The sequence below is a fragment of the Pseudoalteromonas sp. B62 genome, from assembly GCF_037162565.1.
Lineage (GTDB): Bacteria > Pseudomonadota > Gammaproteobacteria > Enterobacterales > Alteromonadaceae > Pseudoalteromonas > Pseudoalteromonas fuliginea.
Genome location: NZ_JARLVB010000002.1, coordinates 2,751,351 through 2,775,045, shown reverse-complemented (window position 1 = coordinate 2,775,045; position 23,695 = coordinate 2,751,351). Strand labels below are relative to the sequence as shown.

The 23,695-nt window shown below is 39.8% G+C and carries 18 protein-coding genes and 4 pseudogenes; 6 read left to right on the top strand and 16 right to left on the bottom strand.

Annotated elements, in window-relative coordinates:
- Positions 1–6: 6 nt before the first annotated feature.
- Positions 7–1,119: a GNAT family N-acetyltransferase/peptidase C39 family protein gene (locus P4S71_RS17005; RefSeq protein WP_337151088.1), complete on the bottom strand. Its 1,113-nt coding sequence runs from the start codon at positions 1,117–1,119 to the stop codon at positions 7–9.
- Positions 1,120–1,123: 4 nt separating this feature from the next.
- Positions 1,124–2,518 carry a RimK family protein gene (locus tag P4S71_RS17000; protein WP_337151087.1) on the bottom strand — a complete coding sequence of 465 codons (1,395 nt, stop codon included), beginning with the start codon at positions 2,516–2,518 and terminating at the stop codon, positions 1,124–1,126.
- A 304-nt stretch (positions 2,519–2,822) separates the two neighbouring features.
- Between P4S71_RS17000 and P4S71_RS16995 the strand changes: the two genes are divergently transcribed.
- On the top strand, positions 2,823–3,161 hold the full coding sequence (locus P4S71_RS16995; RefSeq protein ID WP_337120289.1) for a zinc ribbon domain-containing protein YjdM: 339 nt from the start codon (positions 2,823–2,825) through the stop codon (positions 3,159–3,161).
- A 99-nt stretch (positions 3,162–3,260) separates the two neighbouring features.
- Here P4S71_RS16995 and P4S71_RS16990 read toward each other — a convergent pair whose 3' ends face one another.
- Positions 3,261–3,698 carry a hypothetical protein gene (locus tag P4S71_RS16990; protein WP_096792987.1) on the bottom strand — a complete coding sequence of 146 codons (438 nt, stop codon included), beginning with the start codon at positions 3,696–3,698 and terminating at the stop codon, positions 3,261–3,263.
- 146 nt (positions 3,699–3,844) lie between these two features.
- Positions 3,845–4,312 (bottom strand): SLATT domain-containing protein, encoded by a 468-nt coding sequence (locus P4S71_RS16985; protein WP_188085494.1) that lies wholly within the window; start codon positions 4,310–4,312, stop codon positions 3,845–3,847.
- A gap of 142 nt (positions 4,313–4,454) precedes the next feature.
- Between P4S71_RS16985 and P4S71_RS16980 the strand changes: the two are divergent.
- Positions 4,455–4,754 (top strand): annotated as a pseudogene (locus P4S71_RS16980) (IS110 family transposase); the annotation flags it as partial.
- Positions 4,755–4,793: 39 nt separating this feature from the next.
- Here the strand turns inward: P4S71_RS16980 and P4S71_RS16975 are convergent.
- From P4S71_RS16975 to P4S71_RS16950, 6 genes and pseudogenes are all read right to left on the bottom strand, one after another.
- Positions 4,794–5,093, bottom strand: coding sequence for a type II toxin-antitoxin system RelE/ParE family toxin (locus P4S71_RS16975; RefSeq protein WP_002962733.1), 300 nt, complete (start codon positions 5,091–5,093; stop codon positions 4,794–4,796).
- Entirely contained in the window at positions 5,081–5,338 is a 258-nt protein-coding gene (locus tag P4S71_RS16970) for a type II toxin-antitoxin system Phd/YefM family antitoxin (protein WP_149614826.1), read from the bottom strand. Before P4S71_RS16970 ends, P4S71_RS16975 begins: the two co-directional genes overlap by 13 nt.
- 322 nt (positions 5,339–5,660) lie before the next feature.
- Positions 5,661–6,137: a GreA/GreB family elongation factor gene (locus P4S71_RS16965; protein ID WP_337151086.1), complete on the bottom strand. Its 477-nt coding sequence runs from the start codon at positions 6,135–6,137 to the stop codon at positions 5,661–5,663.
- 185 nt (positions 6,138–6,322) lie between these two features.
- A pseudogene (secF, locus tag P4S71_RS16960) lies at positions 6,323–7,268 on the bottom strand (protein translocase subunit SecF).
- Entirely contained in the window at positions 7,261–9,036 is a 1,776-nt protein-coding gene (gene secD, locus P4S71_RS16955; RefSeq protein WP_337151085.1) for a protein translocase subunit SecD, read from the bottom strand. Before secD ends, secF begins: the two are co-directional and overlap by 8 nt.
- 170 nt (positions 9,037–9,206) lie before the next feature.
- Positions 9,207–9,668: a hypothetical protein gene (locus tag P4S71_RS16950; RefSeq protein WP_096792981.1), complete on the bottom strand. Its 462-nt coding sequence runs from the start codon at positions 9,666–9,668 to the stop codon at positions 9,207–9,209.
- A 101-nt stretch (positions 9,669–9,769) separates the two neighbouring features.
- Between P4S71_RS16950 and P4S71_RS16945 the strand changes: the two genes are divergently transcribed.
- The 4 genes and pseudogenes from P4S71_RS16945 to P4S71_RS16930 all read left to right on the top strand — a co-directional run bounded on the left by P4S71_RS16945 (position 9,770) and on the right by P4S71_RS16930 (position 16,202).
- Positions 9,770–11,548 (top strand): ABCB family ABC transporter ATP-binding protein/permease, encoded by a 1,779-nt coding sequence (locus P4S71_RS16945; protein ID WP_096792980.1) that lies wholly within the window; start codon positions 9,770–9,772, stop codon positions 11,546–11,548.
- A 240-nt stretch (positions 11,549–11,788) separates the two neighbouring features.
- Positions 11,789–13,866: pseudogene (locus P4S71_RS16940) on the top strand (M13 family metallopeptidase).
- A gap of 258 nt (positions 13,867–14,124) precedes the next feature.
- Entirely contained in the window at positions 14,125–14,838 is a 714-nt protein-coding gene (locus tag P4S71_RS16935; protein ID WP_008134050.1) for a YebC/PmpR family DNA-binding transcriptional regulator, read from the top strand.
- A gap of 41 nt (positions 14,839–14,879) precedes the next feature.
- Positions 14,880–16,202 carry a leucine-rich repeat-containing protein kinase family protein gene (locus P4S71_RS16930; protein ID WP_337151084.1) on the top strand — a complete coding sequence of 441 codons (1,323 nt, stop codon included), beginning with the start codon at positions 14,880–14,882 and terminating at the stop codon, positions 16,200–16,202.
- Between the two features lie 79 nt (positions 16,203–16,281).
- Here P4S71_RS16930 and P4S71_RS16925 read toward each other — a convergent pair whose 3' ends face one another.
- The 6 genes and pseudogenes from P4S71_RS16925 to glk all read right to left on the bottom strand — a co-directional run bounded on the left by P4S71_RS16925 (position 16,282) and on the right by glk (position 23,508).
- Positions 16,282–17,406 carry a sterol desaturase family protein gene (locus tag P4S71_RS16925; RefSeq protein WP_337151083.1) on the bottom strand — a complete coding sequence of 375 codons (1,125 nt, stop codon included), beginning with the start codon at positions 17,404–17,406 and terminating at the stop codon, positions 16,282–16,284.
- 205 nt (positions 17,407–17,611) lie between these two features.
- Positions 17,612–18,616 carry a type I glyceraldehyde-3-phosphate dehydrogenase gene (gene gap, locus P4S71_RS16920; RefSeq protein ID WP_007375359.1) on the bottom strand — a complete coding sequence of 335 codons (1,005 nt, stop codon included), beginning with the start codon at positions 18,614–18,616 and terminating at the stop codon, positions 17,612–17,614.
- 9 nt (positions 18,617–18,625) lie between these two features.
- On the bottom strand, positions 18,626–19,246 hold the full coding sequence (gene eda, locus P4S71_RS16915; protein WP_337151082.1) for a bifunctional 4-hydroxy-2-oxoglutarate aldolase/2-dehydro-3-deoxy-phosphogluconate aldolase: 621 nt from the start codon (positions 19,244–19,246) through the stop codon (positions 18,626–18,628).
- Positions 19,247–19,279: 33 nt separating this feature from the next.
- Positions 19,280–21,130, bottom strand: a complete 1,851-nt coding sequence (gene edd, locus P4S71_RS16910; RefSeq protein ID WP_337120281.1) for a phosphogluconate dehydratase — start codon at positions 21,128–21,130, stop codon at positions 19,280–19,282.
- Positions 21,131–21,464: 334 nt separating this feature from the next.
- Positions 21,465–22,480 (bottom strand): annotated as a pseudogene (locus P4S71_RS16905) (LacI family DNA-binding transcriptional regulator).
- Between the two features lie 35 nt (positions 22,481–22,515).
- Positions 22,516–23,508: a glucokinase gene (gene glk / locus P4S71_RS16900; RefSeq protein ID WP_007375363.1), complete on the bottom strand. Its 993-nt coding sequence runs from the start codon at positions 23,506–23,508 to the stop codon at positions 22,516–22,518.
- Positions 23,509–23,695 lie beyond the last annotated feature (187 nt).

Below are 23,695 nucleotides of genomic sequence, written 5' to 3'. Positions count from 1 at the left end.
TTAACCTTATATTTTATTAGCTATAGCCACCGCCGTTCTTAAACGTTGGCTACCAAACGCTGACATTTTACTAAAATCACTTCGTGCAATAGGTACATATTGGCAATCTATTGCGAGCTGTTTATCGTTACCGGGCTCACAAAACGGGTCGTGAACATACACGCAGTGCTCATCAAGGTGCGTAACACACACCCAGTGTGGCGATTTTTTACCATCAAAACTGTATGTACTAATTAATAACAGCACACTAAAGCCTTTACTTAACCACTGCTCAATATGCTCAAGCTCTACATCTTTATGCGTAAGCGGTATTTTTGCCTGTGCAATACCATCTACAAATTGTTGATGCACGGTGGCAAGTACCACTTTTTTGTTTTCGTTGCGTACGCCATCTAAAAACAAAGGCTCGGTGGTATTAACCATTACCTCGCTTTTAAATCCACGCTTATGAGCGGCAAGTGCCAAACCAAATGGATGGCAACCACCATGACCCGATGTCATAAAAATAGTGGTGCCTTCACGCCAAAGTGCCAGCTCATGTGATTGGCTAAGCTCAGTAGCTGGCTCAAGTGCCCCCATTGCCATTAGTAGCGCAGCAGGTCCGCACGTAAACTCAGTTGTTTGCTGATACCACGGCGTTAAACGCGCCACTTTTAACTCACTTGTTTGTCGAATGTTTTTTTGCATTCGTAGTGCGTCACTGTGGTCGTCGTAATAATCGCTATATTGACCAAACACTCTGTAGCCTAAGCTTTTATAAAGCCCAATCGCACCTTCGTTATTTACAGCCACTTCTAAACGAAGGTAAATACGAGCCCGCTCACACGTTTCTTTTTCAAGGCTAGTAAGCAGTGCTTTTGCAATGCCTTTACCTTGCATAGTTGGTAAAACAGCAAGCGAATATAAACGCGCTAAGCGAGTCCCTTTATGGCACCATACTAGCCCATAGCCGCATATTTGCTCGCCACTTTCTGCAACGAGTAAAATACCGTGTTTTGCACTAAGCCAGCGTTTTAGACTGCGCGGGCTCAATTTATCGTTATTAAAGCAGGCGTTTTCAACGTCAATCAGTGCGTTTAAATCACTGCTAAGCGCCTTTCGAATAACAAGGTTGCTCATGTTATTACCCACGACCTCGTGCTTCTAAGCGTTGTTTAAACTCATCCATAATGATCATGTATAGCTCATCGCCTAAGTAGCCGTCTTCTACTTTGTGATCAATACTTGGGTTATCGTTTACTTCAAGTACATATGCTTTGCCTTGATGCTCTTTAACATCTACGCCATATAAACCCCTACCCACTGTTTTACAGGCTTTTAATGCTGCATCTAACACCGCTTTTGGTAACTCAAAGGTTGGTAATGTTTCAAAGCCACCAGAGAAAAAACGTTTCGCGTCGTGGTTATAAATTTGCCAATGGTTACGCGCCATTAAATAGCGGCATGCATAAATTGCACGGCCATTTAACACACCCACTCGCCAATCGTATTCGGTATACATGTACTCTTGTGCAAGCACTAATGCGCTAAATTCAAACAGTTCTGTAAGCTTAGCGGCAAGCTCATCACGGTTTGAAACTTTAAATACACCTTTTGAGAACGACCCTTCAGGCATTTTTAAAACAAGCGGATACGTAAACGCTTCTTCTAATTGCTCAAGCGTTTCATTTGCTTGATCAGCCACTACAACCGTTTTTAAACTTGGCACTTTTTGATAATTAAACGCATCGTGTAAATACACTTTATTACAACAACGTAAAATAGACTCAGCATCGTCAATAACCACTAAACCCAGGCTTTGCGCTTTGCTTGCAAGGCGATACGTTGGGTGGTCAATCGCTGTAGTTTGGCGAATAAATAACGCATCAAACTGGGCAATATTGTCAATTTCGTCAAAGCTTAATGCTTGTGCATAAATACCGTGTTTAGCCGCAGCTTTAATAAAGCGTGCGATGGCGTCTTTGTCACTCGGTGGTACTTTTTCGTTATGATCAACAAGTATTGCCATGTCCCATCTAAAACGACGTTGCACCGAACTAATACGCCACTGCGTTTTAGTAAAGTTATCTAGCTTAGCTACAAATTCGCTGTACTGTTGCTCGTTTAAAGACGACATCGAGCCTTGTTGCAATAAGCCTTGTTCATCAACAAATAAAATAGGTGCTGGGTATTGTTTAAATACCGACTTTGCTGCTTTTAATTGTAAATCGTTTTGGGCATTACCAAAGTAAAGTGTGCCGTCTATTTGGCCCACATTTAACATAGGAGCTTGGCCACTACGCAATGCATTTATGGTTTTTACACTGGGTAAAACTTGGTGTTTGCGCGCCTCAGCAAGTAACGAGCAATAGTAACCTTTGCTCAAGTATTGGCTTGAGTCGCACAGATTAATAATACGTGTTTTTGGTTCGTTATGTTTTGGGTAATCACGTAAGTAGGTATTAAACGTAATTACATTTTCGAACGATTGAGCAAGCGTTTGCTCGTTGTTATCAACCACAATTAAGGTTTTAAACACGACTTTTCCTAGTTAAGTCAAAATATAAAAAGCATGCTTAGTAAAATAATAAGCATTATAAATAGAAACACCCATCGTACTAAGTGGGCATTGCGCGTATCACTTAATATGATGGGTGCTTTAACAGGTACCTACTGTACGAGTTAGCGCTTAAATTGCTTAAGCGACATGTGCTTTATATGCCTTTTTTTAAAAACGCACAAACGAGATATTTTTAGCGTGAAGATGAAAAATATTGATTAACTATATTTTCCACCTAATGCAGATTAAAATACGCAAAACAGTACTTTATAAGAGTTTAAAAATGTCGCTGCCTGCTTGCCCAAAATGCCAATGTGAATATGTTTACGAGGACCAACAACTGCTTGTTTGCCCCGAGTGCGCCCATGAGTGGAACCCTAATAATACAAACGATGAACACACAATTTTAGTTAAAGATGCCAACGGCACATTACTTAATGATGGCGACAAAGTGACAGTAGCCAAAGATTTAAAAATTAAAGGCAGCTCGCAAGTAATTAAAATTGGCACCAAAGCGGTTGTTAGAAGAGTGCTTGATAAAAAAGATCACGAACTTGATTGTAAAGTAGATGGCATTGGCGAAATGATGGTAACAGCAAAGTTTGTGAAAAAGACTAATTGAGTTAAGTGTTTAACAAAACTAATTCACCTAACCTCCTCAAAGGAATGAGGAAGTGTTCACTAAAGCAAAATAACAATATTGCCCCTATTTACTTGCTTATTATATTGCGTTTTTAGCCAAGCCTTGGTTGATTTTATGTTGTATATAAATAACATGGAAAATTGACGTAATAAAAGGATTTAACCAAAGTTTGTCACCTCTATTAGAGTCCGCTATTAAGTTAATACGATTACGAACCATGACAATCCAAGTTACATCGAAAGCACTAGATATAGCATGAATACCAATTGAGCTTTTTAGAATAGCAAGGTCATGATAATTAGCTAAACCATAAATTAAACTACCTAAAGAAATAATAAATAAAACAATGGTAGTTGTAATAAATAAGTTAGGTATTTTAAGTTCGGTATGAAGATTGATCTGGCTCGTAAATCGGTAAAGCTTATATATTAAATGTGAGCCTATAGTTAACACACATAAAACGACAGTCTTTAGTACAGAATCCGTTTCAAATATACCCGCAAATCCTTTGTTCATTTATTCTCCAGAGCTGAATAGACTGAGCTTACGTAGAAATCTAACAAAGCATTAATCGGTCAATAGCTTGCCAAAATATGAAACGAAGTGGAACCGAGTAAACTGTTAGCAGTCACGCTTTATTTTCTAGTTAGGTGTATTTTAAACTACTCTGTCCAAAGAGCACCTTCACTTATATCCGCTATAGAGCTTCGTACAGTATTTGGAATGTGAGGGCTTTCTTGGGAAAGTTGGTCTATCTTTTCTCGAATAGTATCAAGTAAGGCCCAGTTATCTTCTTGTGCTAAAAGTTGCTCCAACTCACGCCCGATTGCATTATAACGTGCGCCTGCAGTTCTATGCTTTTCAGTTTTATCTGAATAATTTAGAAATGACTGTAGTGCAGATAGTACGGCTGCGGTAATGCTCATTAAGCCTACTGTGATTTGCAACCAAATTTCTGGCTTTTGTTGGAGTGTAGCAAAAACCGTTGTTCCAACAATTGTTGCGAGTAAAACTGTTGGTAAGCCAAGCCAAAAATGGAGTCGAGAGTATCTAGATGCAGCGAGATAATGGCCATGTGCTACTGCAGCCACACGATTACTCCATTCTAATGCAACCTTTCGATGATTCACAGTTATCTCCTTTGCACCTAACGAGCCTGTAGAGTAACTCGTTTTTATTTGTTTTTATTGATAAACAAACCATATCTGAGTTCCTATTTTTGTTCAATCTATTACTGTACTTTTACACAGGATATAAAAAGTGTAGTGGTACAGTGGCAAGAAAGAATGGATACACTGGCGATATTCGTGCACTAAATTTTTAAGGCAAACATTTGTGGAATGGGCAGGATTATCTGTGCGTTATTCATTTTGGGCTAAAGCATATTATCGCCAGCAAGAAGCCAAAGGAAAAACCCATAATACCATCATTAGATCATTGGCATTTAAGTGGATGCAAATCCTATTTAGGCGCTGGAAAACACATACGCCCTACGATGAATCAACTTACTTAACTGCATTGAAAAGTAAGAGTTCACCGCTGTTAAAATTTGCGGTGGAAAGTGAGCTTTAGCGCTTGCTGTCCACCTCAGGGCGTGTTATTAGCTGTATATTACGTTAGCAACAAAAATTTTCGTAAGTCTCGTTCTTGTCTCATTACGTGCAAAATATATACTTTATCGTTATCTTTTTTGTAAAATATACGACAAGGATTCACGACCAGTTCAAGATAATTTAGGTTAGCTAACTCAATTGGTTTTTTACCTGATTCAGGAAAGAGTTCGAGACGTTCAACTTTTTCAAATATTTTGGAAACCAATTTTTTCGCTGACTGCAAATTGCTTAATGCGATATATTCAGCGATATCGTTAAGATCATTCAAAGCTGGATTAGTCCAAATTATTTCAGCCATTTATTCATTTTATCTTTAGCTTCAAGATTCGACATGGTTTCACCACGACTTATTGCTTGCTCTCCTTTTGCAAGAGACTCAAGAATTTGCATACGCTTTTGCATAAATTCATAATCATCAACATCTACTAAGTATGCAGATGGTTGCCCATGTTCAGTTATCAACACAGGTTCTTTAGAGGAATGAAGTTCAGATAATATCTTCGTTGCTTGACGCTTCAATGTTGTTACTAGTTCTACTCTCATAATAATCCCCAAACAGATGTATCACTATAGTAGCACCGAGTAGCCAACTTGGGAAATACAACTAACGAGGCTGTAAACCACTAAAATCAATTAAAAAGGGAGCACCTAACGTCAACCCTGCTCATTTTTAAACTATTAGGTACTTCTCATTATATGCCTTTGTACAAATTGAAATACACACCACGTTACGCTATAAAAACATAGCTGTAGGTTGGATAAATGGCAAAGCTATGCCATCCGACAATTAATTTATGAATATAAATAAGCGATTATTACGTTGGCATAGCTTTTTCAGATGGTGTTCTCTTAAAAAACCAAAGCTTTATAAAATCTTTACCACCACATATTCGTGGGCTTTACCTGCTATTGTTAACGTAATTTCATCATCAATCTGTTTATTTAATAACTGCTTACCCATTGGTGCGCCGGGTGTTACTACAGCTATTGCGTGCTCTTTAACATTTACCGTTAAACCACCAGCTGCGGGGCCTAAATAAAACCATTTTTGGGCTGCGTTATCATCTTCTAAACACACCAGCGAACCGATAGCTATTTTGTCGGTAGGCTTTTCGTTAAAGGCAGGCTCAAACAATTCTATGCTTTTATAGCAATCGTTTACGCGCTGGGCTTGGCCTTGTGCTAAATAAGCGGCTTCGAGCCCTAGGGTATCGTATTTATTTTCGGCTATGTTTTCTTCATGTGTGGCGGTGTCGTGCGCGGTTTTTGCCGCTACTTTTGCTGTTGTAAGCTGCGCTTCTAGCGCAAAACGAAGATGTTCGATAACGTGGGTTTTATTCATGGGGATTAATATAATACAGGCCGTAAAAATAAGGCAATTAGTTTAACATTTTTGCTAGGCTTAAAACCATTGTTTTAAACCCCGCTAGTTTGGTGGGAATACTTGCGGGGTTAAAATAAGCATTAAACTAACAAAGAGCCGTTGATTGGTTGGTGCAGCTCTTTGCTTATCCTTTATTAAAAACTTTATGGCATATCTAATAATGTTTGCGTGTGGGCATCTACTTTAACTTCTGTAGTTTTTAGCGCTTAAGCCCAATAGTTCCGGCAAGGTTGCCGCTATACAAATAGACGAGAACGTACCTACTACAATGCCGGTAAATAATGCAATAGCAAAGCCTTGCAGTGGTGCGCCTGCAAGTAACCAAACGCTCGCAACCGTTGCAAGTGTGGTACCCGACGTTATTAAGGTGCGCGTTAGTGTACTTTTAATCGCATTATTAATAATAGTCGCTGGGCTAAGTACATTATTTGATTGAACACGTAAAAGCTCACGCACTCTATCCCCTACTATTATTGAGTCGTTAAGTGAGTAGCCAATAATAGCCAGTAAGCTGGCCAGCACGGTCAGGTTAAACTCAATTTGTAATAGTGAAAACAACCCAAGTACGAGTATTAAATCATGCATTAGCGCTACCACAGACCCTACCGCTAAGCGCCATTCAAAACGCACTGCAAGGTAAATCATTACCGCAATCATTGCAGCAAACATGGCTAAACAGCCTTGATCAAATAACTCATCGCCCACTTGTGAGCCAATATAAGCTGACGATAAAACCTGTGCGTTTATATCATCGTTTTGTGTAACAGCGCTTTGCCAATCAGGGCTATTAGCTGTTGTTGATGTAGTTGATGCACTTGGCGCTTCTCTTAATTGAAAATGGCTATTACCTTGCGCGGTTAGCTCAAACTCACCGCTGTGATTTTTAGCAATAAACGATTTAAGCTCTTTTAGCTCAACACTTTGGCTGGTTGTAAACTCAGTTAAATAACCGCCGGTAAAATCTAGGCCAAAATTTAGACCTTTTTGCGTAAGCGTAAATACGGATAGCAACACTAACATGGCGCTTAAAAGCATGCCTATAAAACGTAAACGTGTACCCTTTTCACCTTTCAAAAAAGTGTTAAGCATGTGCTTTTACTCCTGCTTTTTTACCCATTTTTAAATACAACGTTTGACTTAATATTTTTGATACGTACACACCTGTAAATACAGACGTTAAAAGCCCCAGTGCTAATGTAATGGCAAAACCTTTAACGGGCCCATAGCCTATGCCGTATAAAATAAGTGCGGTGATCATGGTGGTTATATTGGCATCAAATATTGTATTTGCGGCTTGTTTATAACCCTCTTGAATAGCTTGATATGGTGCACGGCCTTGGCGACGTTCTTCTTTAATACGTTCAAATATTATTACGTTAGTGTCTACCGCCATACCTATGGTTAATACTAGGCCAGCGATACCCGGCAGGGTTAACACAACCCCTGGTAATAATGACATTAAGCCCACAAGCGACGTTAAATTTAATATAAGTGCTACGTTTGCAATAAGGCCTAAACGGCGATACCAAAGCGCCATAAATGCAAGCGTAATACCCATGCCTAACATAAGCGCGGCTAAGCCATTACTAATGTTTTCTTGGCCGAGGCTTGGGCCTATTGTTTGTTCGTGCACAATTGTAACGGGTGCGGTAAGCGAGCCTGCACGTAGTAATAATGCTAGGTCGGCTGCCGCTTGTTGGCTTTTCATATTGGTAATACTAAAACGCGAACTTAAATGCTGAGCAATATTGGCAACATTAATAACTTCGCTTTTTTTAACTACTTCGCCTTTAGCATTTTGAGAGTACTCAGAGTAAACCGTCGCCATTGGCTTACCAATATTGGCTTTTGAAAACGCCGACATAGCATCCCCACCTTGGCCGTCTAGGCTTAGTTGTACAAGTGGTTTACCCCAATCGTCGCGGCCTATGTTTGCATTATTAATATGATCGCCTGTAAAAATTGGCACAGGATCTAGCTTTATGGTTCCGCCCGATTGCATATTAAATGTTTGCCCGCCAATTTCTTTTAATTGATAAAAACCAAGCGATGCGGTTGCACCAATAATGCGCTTAGCTTCGGTTGGATCTTGCACACCCGGTAGCTCTATACGAATGCGGTGCTTACCTTGTTGCTGTGTTACCGCTTCGGTAATGCCTAACTCTTCAATACGTGAACGAAGGGTTGTAAGTGTTTGCCCCATTACTTCTTTATCAAAGCTGCTGCGGCCTTGCTCTGAATAACTAAATTTGGCAGTTTTAACGCTGCCGTTATTGCTTGTTACAACGGCTAAATTAGCAAATCGGCTTTGTAGCTCTTCAATAACAGGGGTTAACTTGTCGGTTGCATTAGGCAATGCGTTTATTTCAAACCCGTGCTGAGTTTGCTGCGCTTTTACGCCATGTGCTTTTTGCTTAATAATAATTGATTTAGCTTGTTGATATGCACTGACTAATTGCTCATCAACGGCTTTATCTAAATCTACGTCTAATACAAATAGCACACCGCCATTTAAATCAAGGCCTAGCTTAATTGGTGATAAACCAAAATCTTGTAACCATGTAGGGCTGGTTGCATGCTCAACAATTTTTACTTGCGTGTTTGGATATTGCGCTTTTATAGCCACTTGCGCCTGAGCGCTTTTAGTTGGCTCGTTTAAAAGTACATTAATAGTCGATTGCTTATCTAAACCCTGCTCAACCTCAAGCCCTTGGTTATTTAAAAAGGTAACTAGGGTTTTAGTGCTTGGTAAAGATTGCGTTTCGCTGTGCGGGGCAGCACTTATGTGCAACCACGATTTGTTTGGATATAGGTTTGGTAATGCGCTGATAGCTAATAAAACCAATACTATTAGCATGGCTATATAGCTTAATTTGAACTTAGCCGTAGACGGCTTTTTATCTTTTTAAAACTTAACATGTTTAATCCTTATTGCCAGAAATGCTAGCAACGTACTTTTTAAAAGCACAATTAATCTGCAGGCTAAAACTTTAAAAGTTAAAACCTAATAAAATTAAATAAGGAAAATTAAGCGTGGTAGGTAGTTACGGCAGTGTAGAGTAAGTTAACATCTTTCCAGCCACTTAAGCGCGACTTTTTACTATTAGTTACAAGCGTATACCAAGGTTGTATACGGTTAACGGCTCTTGGTGGTAAGAATATATGCCTAACAAGATTTTGAGCAAAAAATTCAAAAACCACATCGTATTCTGGCTCATTTTGCACAGTGTGCAAAAACAAAGATGAATTATTGGCAGTTAATCTTGGTTGGTGCGCGTCAAAATCGGTTTGATGCGTTTTTTTATGTTGCGAAGTATCTACAGACTTACTAATAGGCTGTATTTTAGTTAAATCGGCAATATCAGTAGGCGAAACCTGCGTGCTAATATTTATATTTAAATTTTGTGAGGCGCCCATAGCATTGCTCTGCACACTAAAAAGTGCAGCAAGTAGCAAAAAGGCAGTTAAAAACACTCTAAATTTAAACATTCACGTTTTAAAACTAAAATAAGGGATGCGTAGTATATAAGGGCAAACATTTAAAATACAATGCTTATTAATTAAGTATTTAGTTTTAACAGAGATCGCTAATGCGCCCCAGACAAAGCACAGAAAAACGACCAGACGCCATGAATTTACGCCAAAGTGTAAAAACACTGTGGCCCTACCTTACAAAATTTAAAGGCCGTGTTTTTATTGCACTTATCGCGCTTATAGGCGCAAAAGGTGCCACGCTTTTAATGCCTTGGGCGCTTAAAGAAATAATAGACTCTGTAGATAAGTCGATTAACCCACTGTTAGTTATTCCTGCTTTATTGCTATTGATGTACGGTGGACTGCGTTTTGCTAGCGTATTTTTAGGTGAGGTAAGAGATGCTGTATTTTCTCGGGTAACCGAGCACGCCATGCGTGATATTGGTTTAAAAGTATTTAAGCATTTGCACTCACTTGAGCTGGCTTTTCATTTAGATAGGCAAACCGGTGGCATTAGCCGCGATATAGAACGCGGTACAAGCGGGTTAAGCTTTTTAATGCGTTTTTTAATGTTTAACATTGTGCCTACTTTATTTGAAATACTGACCGTTGCGATTATTTTTGGCACGTTGTTTTCTGTTTGGTTTGCGCTTATTACATTATTGGCAGTCGCTATTTATATTACCTTTACTGTGGTGGTTACTCAGTGGAGAAACCGCTTTATTCGCGAAGCAAACGCTGCCGACAACCAAAGTAATACCCGCGCTATAGACAGCCTACTTAACTATGAAACTGTAAAATATTTTAATAATGAACAGTTTGAAGCTAAAACGTACGACACCTTTTTAGCAAACTGGGAAAAAGCCCGTTTAAAAAATAGAATGTCGTTGCTCGCCCTCAACTCAGGCCAAGCACTTATTATTGCCTGTGCTATTACCGCGTTAATGTGGTTGGGCTCAACCGAAGTAGTTGCAGGAACTCTCTCTATTGGTGAACTTGTGATGATCAACGCGTATATGATTCAGCTATTTTTACCGCTTAACTTTTTAGGTTTTGTGTACCGCGAAATAAGGCGCGCACTAACCGACCTTGAAAACATGCTTGGACTACTTAACAAAAAACCACAAATAACCGATGCACTTAATGCAAAAGAGCTCAATATTAGCCAAGGTGAAATAACATTTAATAATGTAAGTTTTAGTTACGATGCGCATCGCCCTATTCTTAATAACCTTAGTTTTAGTGTTAAAGCTGGCAGCAAAGTAGCCATTGTTGGTGCCAGTGGTGCAGGTAAAAGCTCATTGGCGCGACTGCTTTATCGTTTTTATGATGTAAGCACCGGTGAAATTAGCATTGATAATCAAGTAATAAACTCAGTAACACTTAATAGTTTACGAAAAGCCATTGCAATAGTCCCGCAAGACACCGTGTTGTTTAACACCACGATTCGTGAAAATATCGCTTACGGTAGACCAACAGCAAGCGATGCTGAAATTGACGACGCCATTGCAATGGCGCATTTAAAAGACTTTATAGGCACACTTGATAAAGGCGATAAAACATTGGTTGGCGAGCGTGGTTTAAAAGTATCCGGCGGCGAAAAACAGCGTATTGCTATTGCGCGCGCCATTTTGAAAAAGTCCCCTATTTTAATTTTTGATGAAGCAACATCTGCACTCGACTCTCATTCTGAGCAAGCAATACTTGCTGCAATGCGCGAAGTTGCCAGTAATCATACGAGTATTGTTATTGCTCATCGCCTTTCTACTATTACCGATGCAGACACCATTATTGTGCTCAAAGCCGGGCAAATTATTGAGCAAGGTAAGCACGATGAGTTACTTACTCTCGACGGAGAATATGCCCGTATGTGGGAGCTCCAGCATAAAAAATAAATAGTGTGTAACCCCTCTTAGCTCGGATACTTTTAAGTATTCGAGCTAAATAAAGCGTTTATAGCACCTATTAGCCTTTCTCTTTTCCTCTATCTTAGTTTTATCGAGCACTGTGGTAATTCACCTCAAAAGGTTTGTTTGTCTGATTAATATCAATAACAATCGATAAGTTAAATATTCGTAACAATAAAAATGATTCACTGCTGCTTTAATTCAATCAGTGATACTCAGGAGTAAGTAATGAAAAAGAGTTTAATTGCCGCAGCATTAGCTGCCACATTTATTACCGGTTGTTCAGAGCCGCAAACAACAAAAACAGAAGAGCAACAACTTAAAGTAGCCACTGCAGCAGTGACACAAAAAGCAGAGTTAGGTAATTTTGGTGTTGACCTAACAGCGCGTAACGAAGCTGTTAAACCAGGCGATGACTTTTTTATGTATGCCAGCGGCACATGGTATGACAACTACGTAATGCCTGCAGATAAAACCCGCTATGGTGCATTTTCAGGATTAGCTGAGCGAAGCGAAGACGATGTTAAAGCTATTATTGAAGAAATAGCCGCACGTAAAGATTTAAACGCAGAAGAAAAACTCGTTGCTGATTTTTACAATGCCTATATGGATACCGAAACACTTAATAAACGAGGTGTGGCGCCAATCAAGCCATTATTAAGTGAAATTAATGATATATCGTCAACTGACGATTTAGCTGAGATGTTTGGTAAGTCTTGGTTAACCGGTAATAAAGCCCCTTTTGGCGGCGGCATGTGGTTTAATCGCCTAGACCCTAATAAATATGAAATGTCACTAGGTGCTGGTGGTTTAGGTCTACCCGATCGTTCTTACTACCTTGAAGACGCTGAGCGTTTTGTAAAAACCCGTACAGCTTATGTTGCTCACATTGCTGATATGCTTGAGTTTGCAGGAGTAGAAAATACCGCTGAGCGCGCTCAAGCAATTGTTGATCTTGAAACCAAAATTGCACAAGGCCATTGGCCTCGTGAAAAGCGCCGTAATCGCGATTTAACGCTAAACCAAATTGAACGCGCCGATTTAAGCACTGCTTATCCTGGTTTTAACTGGGATTTATATTTTGCGCAAACAGGTTATAAAGTACCTCAGTTAAATGTCTCTCAACCTGAACCTATAAAAGCGATGATTGAGCTAATCAATCAAGAAGATATTGCAGTATGGAAAGACTACCTAACGTATCACGCTATTAGCGGTAACGCAGGTTTACTATCAGAAGACGTATTTAATACTAACTTTGCTTTTTTTGGTAAAGAACTAAACGGACAACAAGAGCCTCGCCCTCGTTGGAAACGTGCAATAAGTCAAATGTCAGGCACAAGTTCGCTTGGTTTTGCTATTGGTAAAATATACGTAGCACGTTACTTCCCTGAATCATCAAAACAACAAATGTCAGAGCTGGTTGAAAACCTTCGTACAGCCCTGGGTGAACGTATTGATAACCTAGAGTGGATGGGCGATGAAACTAAAGTAAATGCGCGCGCTAAACTGGCTGCATTTGTACCAAAAATTGGTTACCCCGATGTATGGCAGTCTTATGAAGGTTTAAGCATTACTAAAAATGATTTGATTGGTAATGTGAAAAACATGCGTGAGTTTTTCCACGCAGAAAGTGTTGAAAAAGAGCTACAAAAAACAGATCGTAACCGCTGGGGCATGACGCCACAACGCGTAAACGCTTACTACAATAGCTCGTTTAATGAAATTGTATTTCCGGCTGCGATACTACAGCCACCTTTTTCGATCCAAATGCTGATCCGGCTGTAAACTATGGCGGCATTGGCGCTGTAATTGGTCACGAAATGGGTCATGGGTTTGACGACCAAGGTTCAAAATCAGACGAAAACGGTGTGCAACGTAACTGGTGGACTGATGCTGACCGCGCTGCATTTGACAAAAAAGCCGAACAACTGGCTGCGCAGTACAGTAAGTACGAGCCAATTGAAGGTAATTTTGTTAATGGTCGAAATAGCCTTGGCGAAAACATTGGTGATGTAGGTGGGTTATCAATGGCCTATCACGCGTACAAGCTGAGTTTAAATGGTAAAGAAGCGCCTGTTATTGACGGTGTTACTGGCGATCAACGTTTCTTCCTAGCGTGGGCACAAGTATGGAAAGAAAAACGTACTGAGCAAAGTATGCTTAACCAACTTCGTGGTGGCACACATGCTCCAGGTCGCTTTAGAGCACAGGCGCCACGTAACCACGATGCATGGTACAAAGCGTTTGATGTAAAACCAGGCGATGCGTTATACCTTCCTGAAGATGAACGTGTGCGTATTTGGTAAGTAACACTTACTTTTTATTACTTAGTAAGGCAACCTGTTATACAGGTTGCTTTTTTATTGAATTAAATTTACACATAATAGATATAATTCCAACGTCTAGAACCCTCGATGATCCCATTAATAAAATACACTTTAGATGGACTTTAAACGTTACCGTTTTAATCTGTTTTAATACTTACTAGCCCTTGAATGCATTTACCTTTAGAATACGCATTATAATTTTATTCTATTATTTACATATATTAAGGCGAAACGCAGATGGGAAGAGCTTACCAAAACAAAAAAGATTCAATGGCTAAGACTGCGGGTGCTAAAACTAAAGTTTATTCTAAGTACGGCAAAGAAATTTATATTTGTGCTAAAAACGGCGGTGTAGATCCAGATGGTAACTTATCATTACGTCGTTTAATTGAACGCGCTAAAAAAGACCAAGTACCAGCACACGTTATTGACCGCGCAATCGACAAAGCAAAAGGCGGCGGCGGTGAAGACTACGCAGCAACACGTTACGAAGGTTACGGCCCTGGTAACAGTATGATTATTGTTGACTGTTTAACAGACAACAACAAGCGTACCTTTGCTGATGTACGTGTTTGTTTTACCAAAGCAAATGCTAAAATTGGCGCTCAAAACTCTGTTTCACATTTATTTGATCACCTTGCTATTTTTGTATTTGACGGTGATGACGACGAAGCAGTACTTGAAGCTCTTATGATGGCTGATGTTGATGTAACTGACGTAGAAGTAGATGACGGTAAAGTTACTGTTTTTGCTCCTCATACAGAGTACAACAATACACGTACAGCGCTTGAAGAAATGGGCGTGACTGAATTTGACGAAGACCTAATTAGCTTTGTGCCACAAATTGAAACGCCGATTGAAGGCGAAGACGTTGAAGTTATGGAACGCTTTTTAGCCATGTTAGAAGATTGCGACGACGTACAAAACGTTTACCATAACGCGCAATTCTAAAGAGCGATTTAGTAAGTTAGAACGACTTTAAGCCAACAGCTATGTTGGCTTTTTCATTTTTAGAACATGGTATTAATATGAACTCCCTTAAAGAGCTTAAAAGTGGCAAACTTGTTGGTGCTACTCGCCTGCAATTGGTAGAAGAGCTAACGACATTTCCTGAAGAAATCTTTAGCTTAGCTGACACGCTTGAAGTTCTCGATTTATCAAATAATAACTTATCAACACTACCTGATGAATTTGCCTGTTTAACACACCTGAAGCGTGTGTTTTTATCGTTTAATCAGTTTAAGCATATTCCTGCTGTGCTGGCTAAATGCCCTGCTTTGATTATGGTCGCGTTTAAAGGTAACCAAATTTCTGAATTTGCTTTAAACAGCCTGCCAAAAAATATTGAGTGGCTAATACTCACCGATAATACGTTAAACGAATTGCCTGAAGATTTTGGTAATTATACCCAGCTTAAAAAGCTTGCGCTTGCAGGCAATCGACTTAAGCAACTGCCAAGTAGCATGGCGCAGTGTAAAAGCCTTGAGCTTGTTAGGCTCTCTGCCAATAACTTAACACACGTAGACGACTGGCTGTTTGACCTGCCTAAACTTGCTTGGCTTGCGTTTGCAGGTAACGATTTTAATAAAGCCCAGTGCCTTACAAAATGCAGCTTAGAAAATAAACTTCTTAACGATTACACGCTTAGTCATGTTATTGGCCAAGGTGCATCAGGCGTTATTCACTTAGCAAAATCGGCTGATAACGCTATAGCGATTAAATTATTTAAAGGCGCAATTACCAGCGACGGCTACCCGCTTGATGAAGTGAATTGCTGCTTACAAGCAGGCGATCACGCTAATTTAATTAAAGTCCTTGCCTACATTGAACAAAGTGATCAGCTAGGTTTAGTAATGGAGCTAATAAATAAAAGCTTTGCTAATTTAGGCCTGCCTCCAAGCCTTGAAACCTGTACGCGTGATACATTTAATGATGATTGCCATTACTCAACTCACGCTATTTTAAAAATTGCACAGCAAATGGTAAGTACCTTACATCACTTACATGTTCGTAAAGTAAGTCACGGCGACGTGTATGCGCATAACACCATGATAAACAAAGATGCTGATTTATTATTTGGTGATTTTGGTGCAGCCACAAACTTAGCCATGTTAAGTGATTATCAACAAAAGCAAATCGAGTTAATTGAAGTACGTGCATTAGGGTGTTTAATTGAAGACTTATTAGGCACGGTAACTGGCGATGATAGACATAGTGAGCTCTTTATTAAAATGTCCGATATGGCAAAATGTGCCATGCAACCTACACTAAATCAAAGACCTACATTTACTGAGTTATTAGCAGAGCTAAAATAAATTTAATATTAATAATATAAGCGAGCAAAATGTAACACCTTGCTCGCTTTTATTTTATGTTTATTCGGATTTTCCGAACTTATTTAGCGCGCTTAAACGGGTAAACCTGTTGTTTAAGCATACCTACGGGCATGTAATCCCCGACTACACCATACGCTTGTGGCCACTCTTTTTGGCCTTTAACAGCAGTACCGAACACGTAGTCTAAAAACGAAAAATGCGCAGCGTAATTGCGGTCAATCGCGGCTTTATCTGACGCATGATGCCAATGATGAAACTGCGGTGTAACCATAAAATATTTTAGCCAGCCAAATTTCACACGTACATTTGCATGGTTAAACACAGCCTGCAAACCCACAATTATTACGTACAAACTAATTATTTGCTGTGAAAAACCAAGTACAAATATAGGCGTGAGCACTAAGCTGCGCGTTACGAGTATTTCAAGAATATGCTGGCGAGAGCCCGCTAACCAATCCATTTCTTTAGCACTGTGATGTACGCCATGAAAGCGCCATAATAAAGGGACTTCGTGATAGGCACGATGCACCCAATACTGCATTAAATCTGCCACAAGTATTATTAAAAACAACTGCACTATAAAGGGAGATTGCTCTATATAACCTTGTACTGTAGATGATACAGCCCAGCCAAAGCCATAATGCACAAAGTGGTTAGTAACGAGTAATACAAAACCAATAATTAAATGATTTACAAAAAAATGGTTTAAATCGCCCCGCCATTCACTACGTAATATTTTTTGATCTTTACGATGAGGTAATAACTTTTCAATCACAATAAATATAAGTGTTGAGCCGAGTAAATCTAAAATAAACCAATCAAGCCCTATATAAGGTGTATCAGAAGCAAATTCGTTTACTTCAACGTTTGGTCCGCCAAACATAATAGCGAGTAAAATAAAAAACCACGCTGTAGCCCCTAAACGCTTATTGGTATTACGTGCAAAGTTAAGTAATCCTAGACTGCCCGAGACCAATAATGATGCAAACATAAGCTGACGTAAAAAGTCGACGCTGTAGCTTTTTCTCAGCTCTGGTGTGGTTAAGTATTCAGGGAAGTGAAACGCTAATACGCCTAAGCAACTCAGTATTGCTAAAAAGCAGGCTATGTAGCCACTTATGTTGCCCTCACCTATCTGAAGATGATTTGTGCGAAATACTTTTCGCGATAAAGCTCTGATCATTTTTATTATTCCTTGCGTCGTTGAGTTGATTAAATACAACGAAATTCCATTGATTTACACACCCACATATTAACAAAATTTAGGGTATAAAAAATACAAATAGTTCCCTGCTAATTTTGAATTGCAAATATACAGATAAATCAAACGCAAAAAAGCCACGCAATGCGTGGCTTGGTTGGATAAAGCTAAACTTTTACAAGGTCAATTATAAGTACTGACCTAATGCTTTAACTTGGTCTAACATGCGGTTTGAGAAACCCCACTCGTTGTCGTACCAAGCCATTACTTTAACTAGTTTGCCATTGGCTTTAGTTTGCGTTGCATCAAAGATAGACGACGCTGGGTTATGGTTAAAGTCGATAGAAACAAGCGGAAGCTCGTTATATTCTAAAATACTCTTCATTGAACCCGTTGATGCTTCTTTCATGATTGCATTGATTTCTTCTGTAGTCGTATCACGCTTAGTAATAAACGTAAAATCAACTAAAGAAACATTGATTGTAGGTACACGTACCGACATACCGTCTAATTTACCAGCAAGTTCTGGTAATACTAAACCAACAGCTGCCGCAGCACCTGTTTTAGTTGGGATCATAGATTGAGTTGCACTACGCGCACGGTATAAATCTGGGTGGTAAACGTCAGATAAGTTTTGATCGTTGGTGTAAGCGTGAATAGTTGTCATGCTACCTTGTTCAATACCTACAGTGTCGTTAATTGCCTTTGCAATTGGCGCTAAACAGTTAGTAGTACAAGAAGCGTTAGAAATGATATTGCTATCAGCATTAATTACGTCGCTGTTTACACCATGTACTACTGTTGCATCTAAACCAGTACCTGGAGCAGATACGATTACTTTTTTAGCGCCTGCAGTAATGTGCTTAGCAGCGTCATCACGTTTAGTGAAAAAACCAGTACATTCTAAAACGATATCTACGTTTAGCTCTTTCCACGGTAAGTTTGCAGGATCACGCTCTTGCGTTAACGTAATTACGTCATCACCAATTAGCATAGTGTTGTTTTCAAGTGTTACTTTTTTAGAAAAAATACCATGAACTGAGTCATACTGCGTTAAATGTGCATTTACGTTAGCTGGTGCTAAATCGTTAATTGCGACAATTTTAATTTCGTTGTTTTGAGCTGACTCGTAAAGTGCACGTAATACATTGCGACCGATACGGCCATAACCGTTAATTGCTACATTAATCATTTTAGACTCCTATTTAAGTTCACTTGCTTGGCGAGCAAGCGCTTCAATTGCTTGCCAGTCTTTATTTTCAATTAGTTGTTTATCTAGCATCCAAGTACCACCAACACAAATAACGTTGTTAAGCGCTAAATAATTAGGTGCAGTTGCTAGGCTAATGCCGCCAGTTGGGCAAAAAGTAATATGTGGTAATGGGCCACCGATTGATTTAAGCATTGCTGTTCCGCCCGCGGCTTCTGCAGGGAAGAATTTTAAAAACTTAAAACCATGCGACGCAAGCTGCATAACTTCACTCGCCGTTGCAGCGCCTGGTAAAAATGGTATATCTGACTCTTTTGCTAAAGCAATCAGCTCATCGCTAATACCTGGGCTCACCATAAAATCAGCACCCGCAGCTACTGAAAGATCAAAGCTTGCTTTATCTACAACTGTTCCAGTGCCGACATAAGCTTCTGGTACTTCCGCTTTCATTAGCTTTACAGCTTCTGCGGCAATTGGTGTACGTAGTGTAATTTCTAAGGCTTTTAAACCGCCGTTATATAACGCTCTAGCAAGTGGTGCAGCATCTTCTAATTTTTCGATTACAACCACTGGCACTACGGGTGCCGATGCTAAGATTTTTTCAATACTCATTACTTGTTCCTCATTACCCAGTATGGCTAATTTTTATTCAAGTCCAAAAGCACTCGCCCCTAAATCGGCACTGCTTACGATATTTCTAAACCCTGTAAATAATTCACGACCCGTACCAAATGTTGCACTTGGTTGGCTAAGTTCTAGTTCACGTTTTGCAAGTTCTTCATCGCTAACATGTACTTTCAAAATTCCGTTTGGCGCATCAAGCGTCACTAAGTCACCTTCTCGAATTTTAGCTATAATACCGCCCTCAACAGCCTCTGGCGCTAAGTGAATAGCTGCAGGTACTTTACCTGATGCACCCGACATACGGCCGTCAGTAACAATGGCGACTTTAAAGCCTTCATCTTGAAGCGTTGCCATTACTGGCGTTAGCTTATGTAGCTCTGGCATGCCTTTCGCTTTAGGGCCTTGCTCTTTTAGCACAGCAATAAAGTCTTGGTTTAATTCGCCACGCGTGTATGCATCTTGCAGAGCACTTTGTGAGCTAAATACTTTCGCAGGAGCAGTAACAATCTGATGTTCTTCAGCAACCGCTGACACTTTGATAACAGCTTTACCTAAGTTACCCGTTAGAAGTTGCAGACCACCTTGCTTACTAAATGGGTTGCTCACTGGGCGAAGTACTTCTTCATCGTGTGAGTTTGCTGGGCAATCTACCCATTTAACTTTAGTTGGGCCGGTTGAGTTACTCATGATCAAGCTATCGTCTTTATCTAAACGAGGCTCTGTCATGTAAGGTGCTAAACCATCGCCTAGCATTGTTTTAACGTCTGTGTGTAAGTAACCAGCGCTTGCTAGCTCTCGCATTAAGAAACCCATACCGCCAGCTGCTTGGAAGTGGTTTACATCAGCTGAGCCGTTAGGATAAATACGTGTAAGCAGTGGTACAACTTCTGATAAATCAGACATATCTTTCCACGTAACCTGAATGCCGGCAGCTTTTGCTATCGCAACAATATGGATTGCATGGTTAGTAGAGCCACCTGTAGAAAGCAGGCCCACTAAACCGTTTATAATCGTTTTTTCACTGATCACATCGGCTAAACACGGACTTTCTTTATCATCGGTAAGCTGCTTAAGCATGGTTTCTACAGCATTACCAGTAAGGCCATCGCGAAGCTCAGTGTAAGGATTAATAAATGAACTACCTGGAAGGTGTAAACCCATTATTTCCATTAACATTTGGTTTGAATTGGCAGTACCGTAGAACGTACACGTACCTGCACTGTGATAAGACTTACTTTCAGCTTCAAGTAAGTCTTCGCGACTCACTAAACCTTGTGCAAATTTTTGACGAATACGTGCTTTTTCTTTGTTAGGAATACCTGATTGCATTGGACCTGCTGGTAAAAAGAACACAGGTAAATGACCAAACGACAATGCACCAATTAATAAACCAGGAACAATTTTGTCACAAACGCCTAAACAAAAAACGCCATCAAACACATCGTGCGAAAGCGATATTGCTGTAGACATAGCGATTACGTCACGAGAAAATAACGAAAGCTCCATGCCGTCACGCCCTTGCGTAACACCATCACACATTGCAGGAACGCCACCAGCAACTTGAGCTGTAGCATCGTATTTTGTTGCAATGTCTTTAATTAAATCTGGGTAGTCTTTGTATGGCACATGAGCCGATAACATATCATTATATGAGTTAATAATAGCAAGATTTGGCTGCTCATCAGCCTTTAAGCGGGCTTTGTCATCACTGCTACATGCAGCCATAACATGCGCAATATTACCGCAACCTAATCCAGCTCGAACTCTTGTTTGTTTTTTTGCGTGCGAAATACGATCTAAATAGGCTTGACGGGTATTTTTACTGCGTTCGATAACGCGCTGGGTAACTTCTTGAATACGAGGGTGCAACATAATTTAACTCATCTCTATTAGTTAGAGGATAAAGGCTCAGTAGCAATTACAGACTCCACGTAAATAACTGTACTGAGCATCTTTGATTTACCCGTTCAAAGGTACGCTACCAGGGAGCCTCTCACAACAACCCTGACACCGGTGTCACTGTATTAACGCATGACCATGACACCGGTGTCAACCCTGAGTAATAAAAATAGACTAACTTTTTAACATGACCGATTAATGAACATTATAATTTTTAGGTATAAGCGGCTTTTTAGCAAGTTTATAAAAATAAAAAAGCCCAAATATGCGTCACTCATATTCGGGCTACTGTGAAAAAGAATTTAGACTATTTTTTAACTTGAGCTGTTGATTCACGTGTGATCAAACGAGATTCAAGAATTACCTGAAATGGTTCATCTTGAGGCTGTGCTATATGAGAAATAAGTTGAGTAACAGCCTGCTTAGTCATTTCCTCAACAGGTTGTGCAATTGTTGTTAATCCTGGCCAGATATGGCGTGCAATCGGTGCATTATCAAACCCTGCTATTGAAATATCATCAGGCACTCTTAATTGACGCTGAGTTGCTAATTTAAGTACTGCTGCAGCCATGTAATCGTTTGAAGCAAATACAGCGGTTGGCCTTGGTGACAAATCTAAAATACTACGCGCGCTATCCACACCAGAGTGATAACTAAAGTTACCCTCCTCTACTAGGCGTTCGTTAAATTCTATACCATGGCTGGCAAGCGAACGTCTGTAACCTTTAAATCGTTGTTGCGTAGCACTATGATCTGGATGCCCCTTGATAAAAGCAATTGACTTATGACCAAGGCTTATCAAATGTTCTGTTACTTCAAATGCACCTTGCTCATCATTACTGCGCACAGAGATTGAATCATCTTCTAATATTGCTGATGCCACTCTGGCATAAGGAATTTTTTTGATTTTAAAAAATTAACCAACTCAGCAAAATCACCAAATGGTGGCGTCAGAACAATTCCATCTAACCGTGATGTTTGTAATAATTGCTCAATATTGTTGATAAGAGCTTCACCTCTAAATTCACAAGGGTGAATTAAAAGGTTGTAATTATTCTCTTGGCAAGCAGCTAGCGCACCTGTTTGCACTCGCGTAATGTAACTTTTACTTGGGTTATCGTAGAGGCAACCAATGATAAAACTGCGATTTTGAGCAAGCCCACGTGCTATTGGGTTTGGGGTATAATCAAGCTCTTTGAATACTGCAAGCACCTTTTCACGCGTAGCCACACTAACATTAGGTTCGTTATTTAAAACGCGTGATACCGTTTTTTTAGAAACACCAGCATGGCTTGCTACGCTGTTGATTGTTACTTTTTTCATCACTCTATTTTCCAAATGCAAACAAGGAAACGACCTTATTTACTGTTGTGCAAACATGCTGCGGCACCAATTAACGGGATGTTATCTTGCGTTACAAGCGTTACGGGAATTTGCCCTGTATATTGCGACATAATACCCTTTTGCGAAAAACGTTCAACAAAACGACTTTCAAGTAAGCGAGATTGCATGCGAGGCAAAATACCACCACCAATAAACAAACCACCTAATGCGCCATAAGCCAATGCTAAATCACCTGCCACGCTGCCTATCCAATCACAAAATTGATTGAGAGTTGCATCGCACACTTCACACTCACCACTATTAGCTAAGCTACTAATTTGCGCCGCATCAAGGTTTTTTGCAGTAACACCTTTAACTGCAGCCATTGCTTTGTATAAATGTGTAATGCCTGGACCAGAAAATACGGTTTCTACAGATACATGCTGATGCTCTTTTCTGAGTTCTGTAATTAGTGCGGTATCTAATTCGTTAACCGCCGCAAGCGATATATGACCACCTTCAGAACTTAATACTGACGTAGAGTGAGCTGTTCTTACTAAACACGCAGCACCAAAGCCAGTACCGGGCCCCATTACACCAATATTTGCATTTTCATCAGCTTGCCCTGATTTCACAGTCACATTTTGCAGAGGATCTAAATAAGGCGACGCATACGCAAAAGCAGCAAAATCGTTAATAACATCTAATTTTTCTAAATTAAAATGTTGTTTAAATTCGTTAACACTAAAATGCCAGCCTAAATTAGTTAAATGCACTTGCCCTGCTTTTATAGGGCCTGCAACTGCTAAACATGCGCGTTTAGGTTTAATATGAGAGATGGTTGATAAGTAACGCTCTAATGCATTTTCAAGCGAACCAAAATCAGCACTGGGAAATGTGTTGTTATGCTCTATAATAAATTGGTTTTTTGCCTCGTCAAAAGCTGTAATTAGAGCAAAACGAGCATTGGTGCCGCCGACATCAGCAACTAGGATAGGATCAAATTTGGTAGAAGCGTGTAAGCTCATGGTGTTATCTCTTTTGTTTAAGCGATTAATGCTTATTATTCTACAACGGTAAACCATTGGTATTTATTTACTTTAGGCTATCACCCTAAAGCAGCTATCACAGTAAAAATGCTGCCTATAAGAATATAGACAGCCAATACGTTTTGACAACAAAATGATAAAACGCCCTCATTATGACACCGGTGTC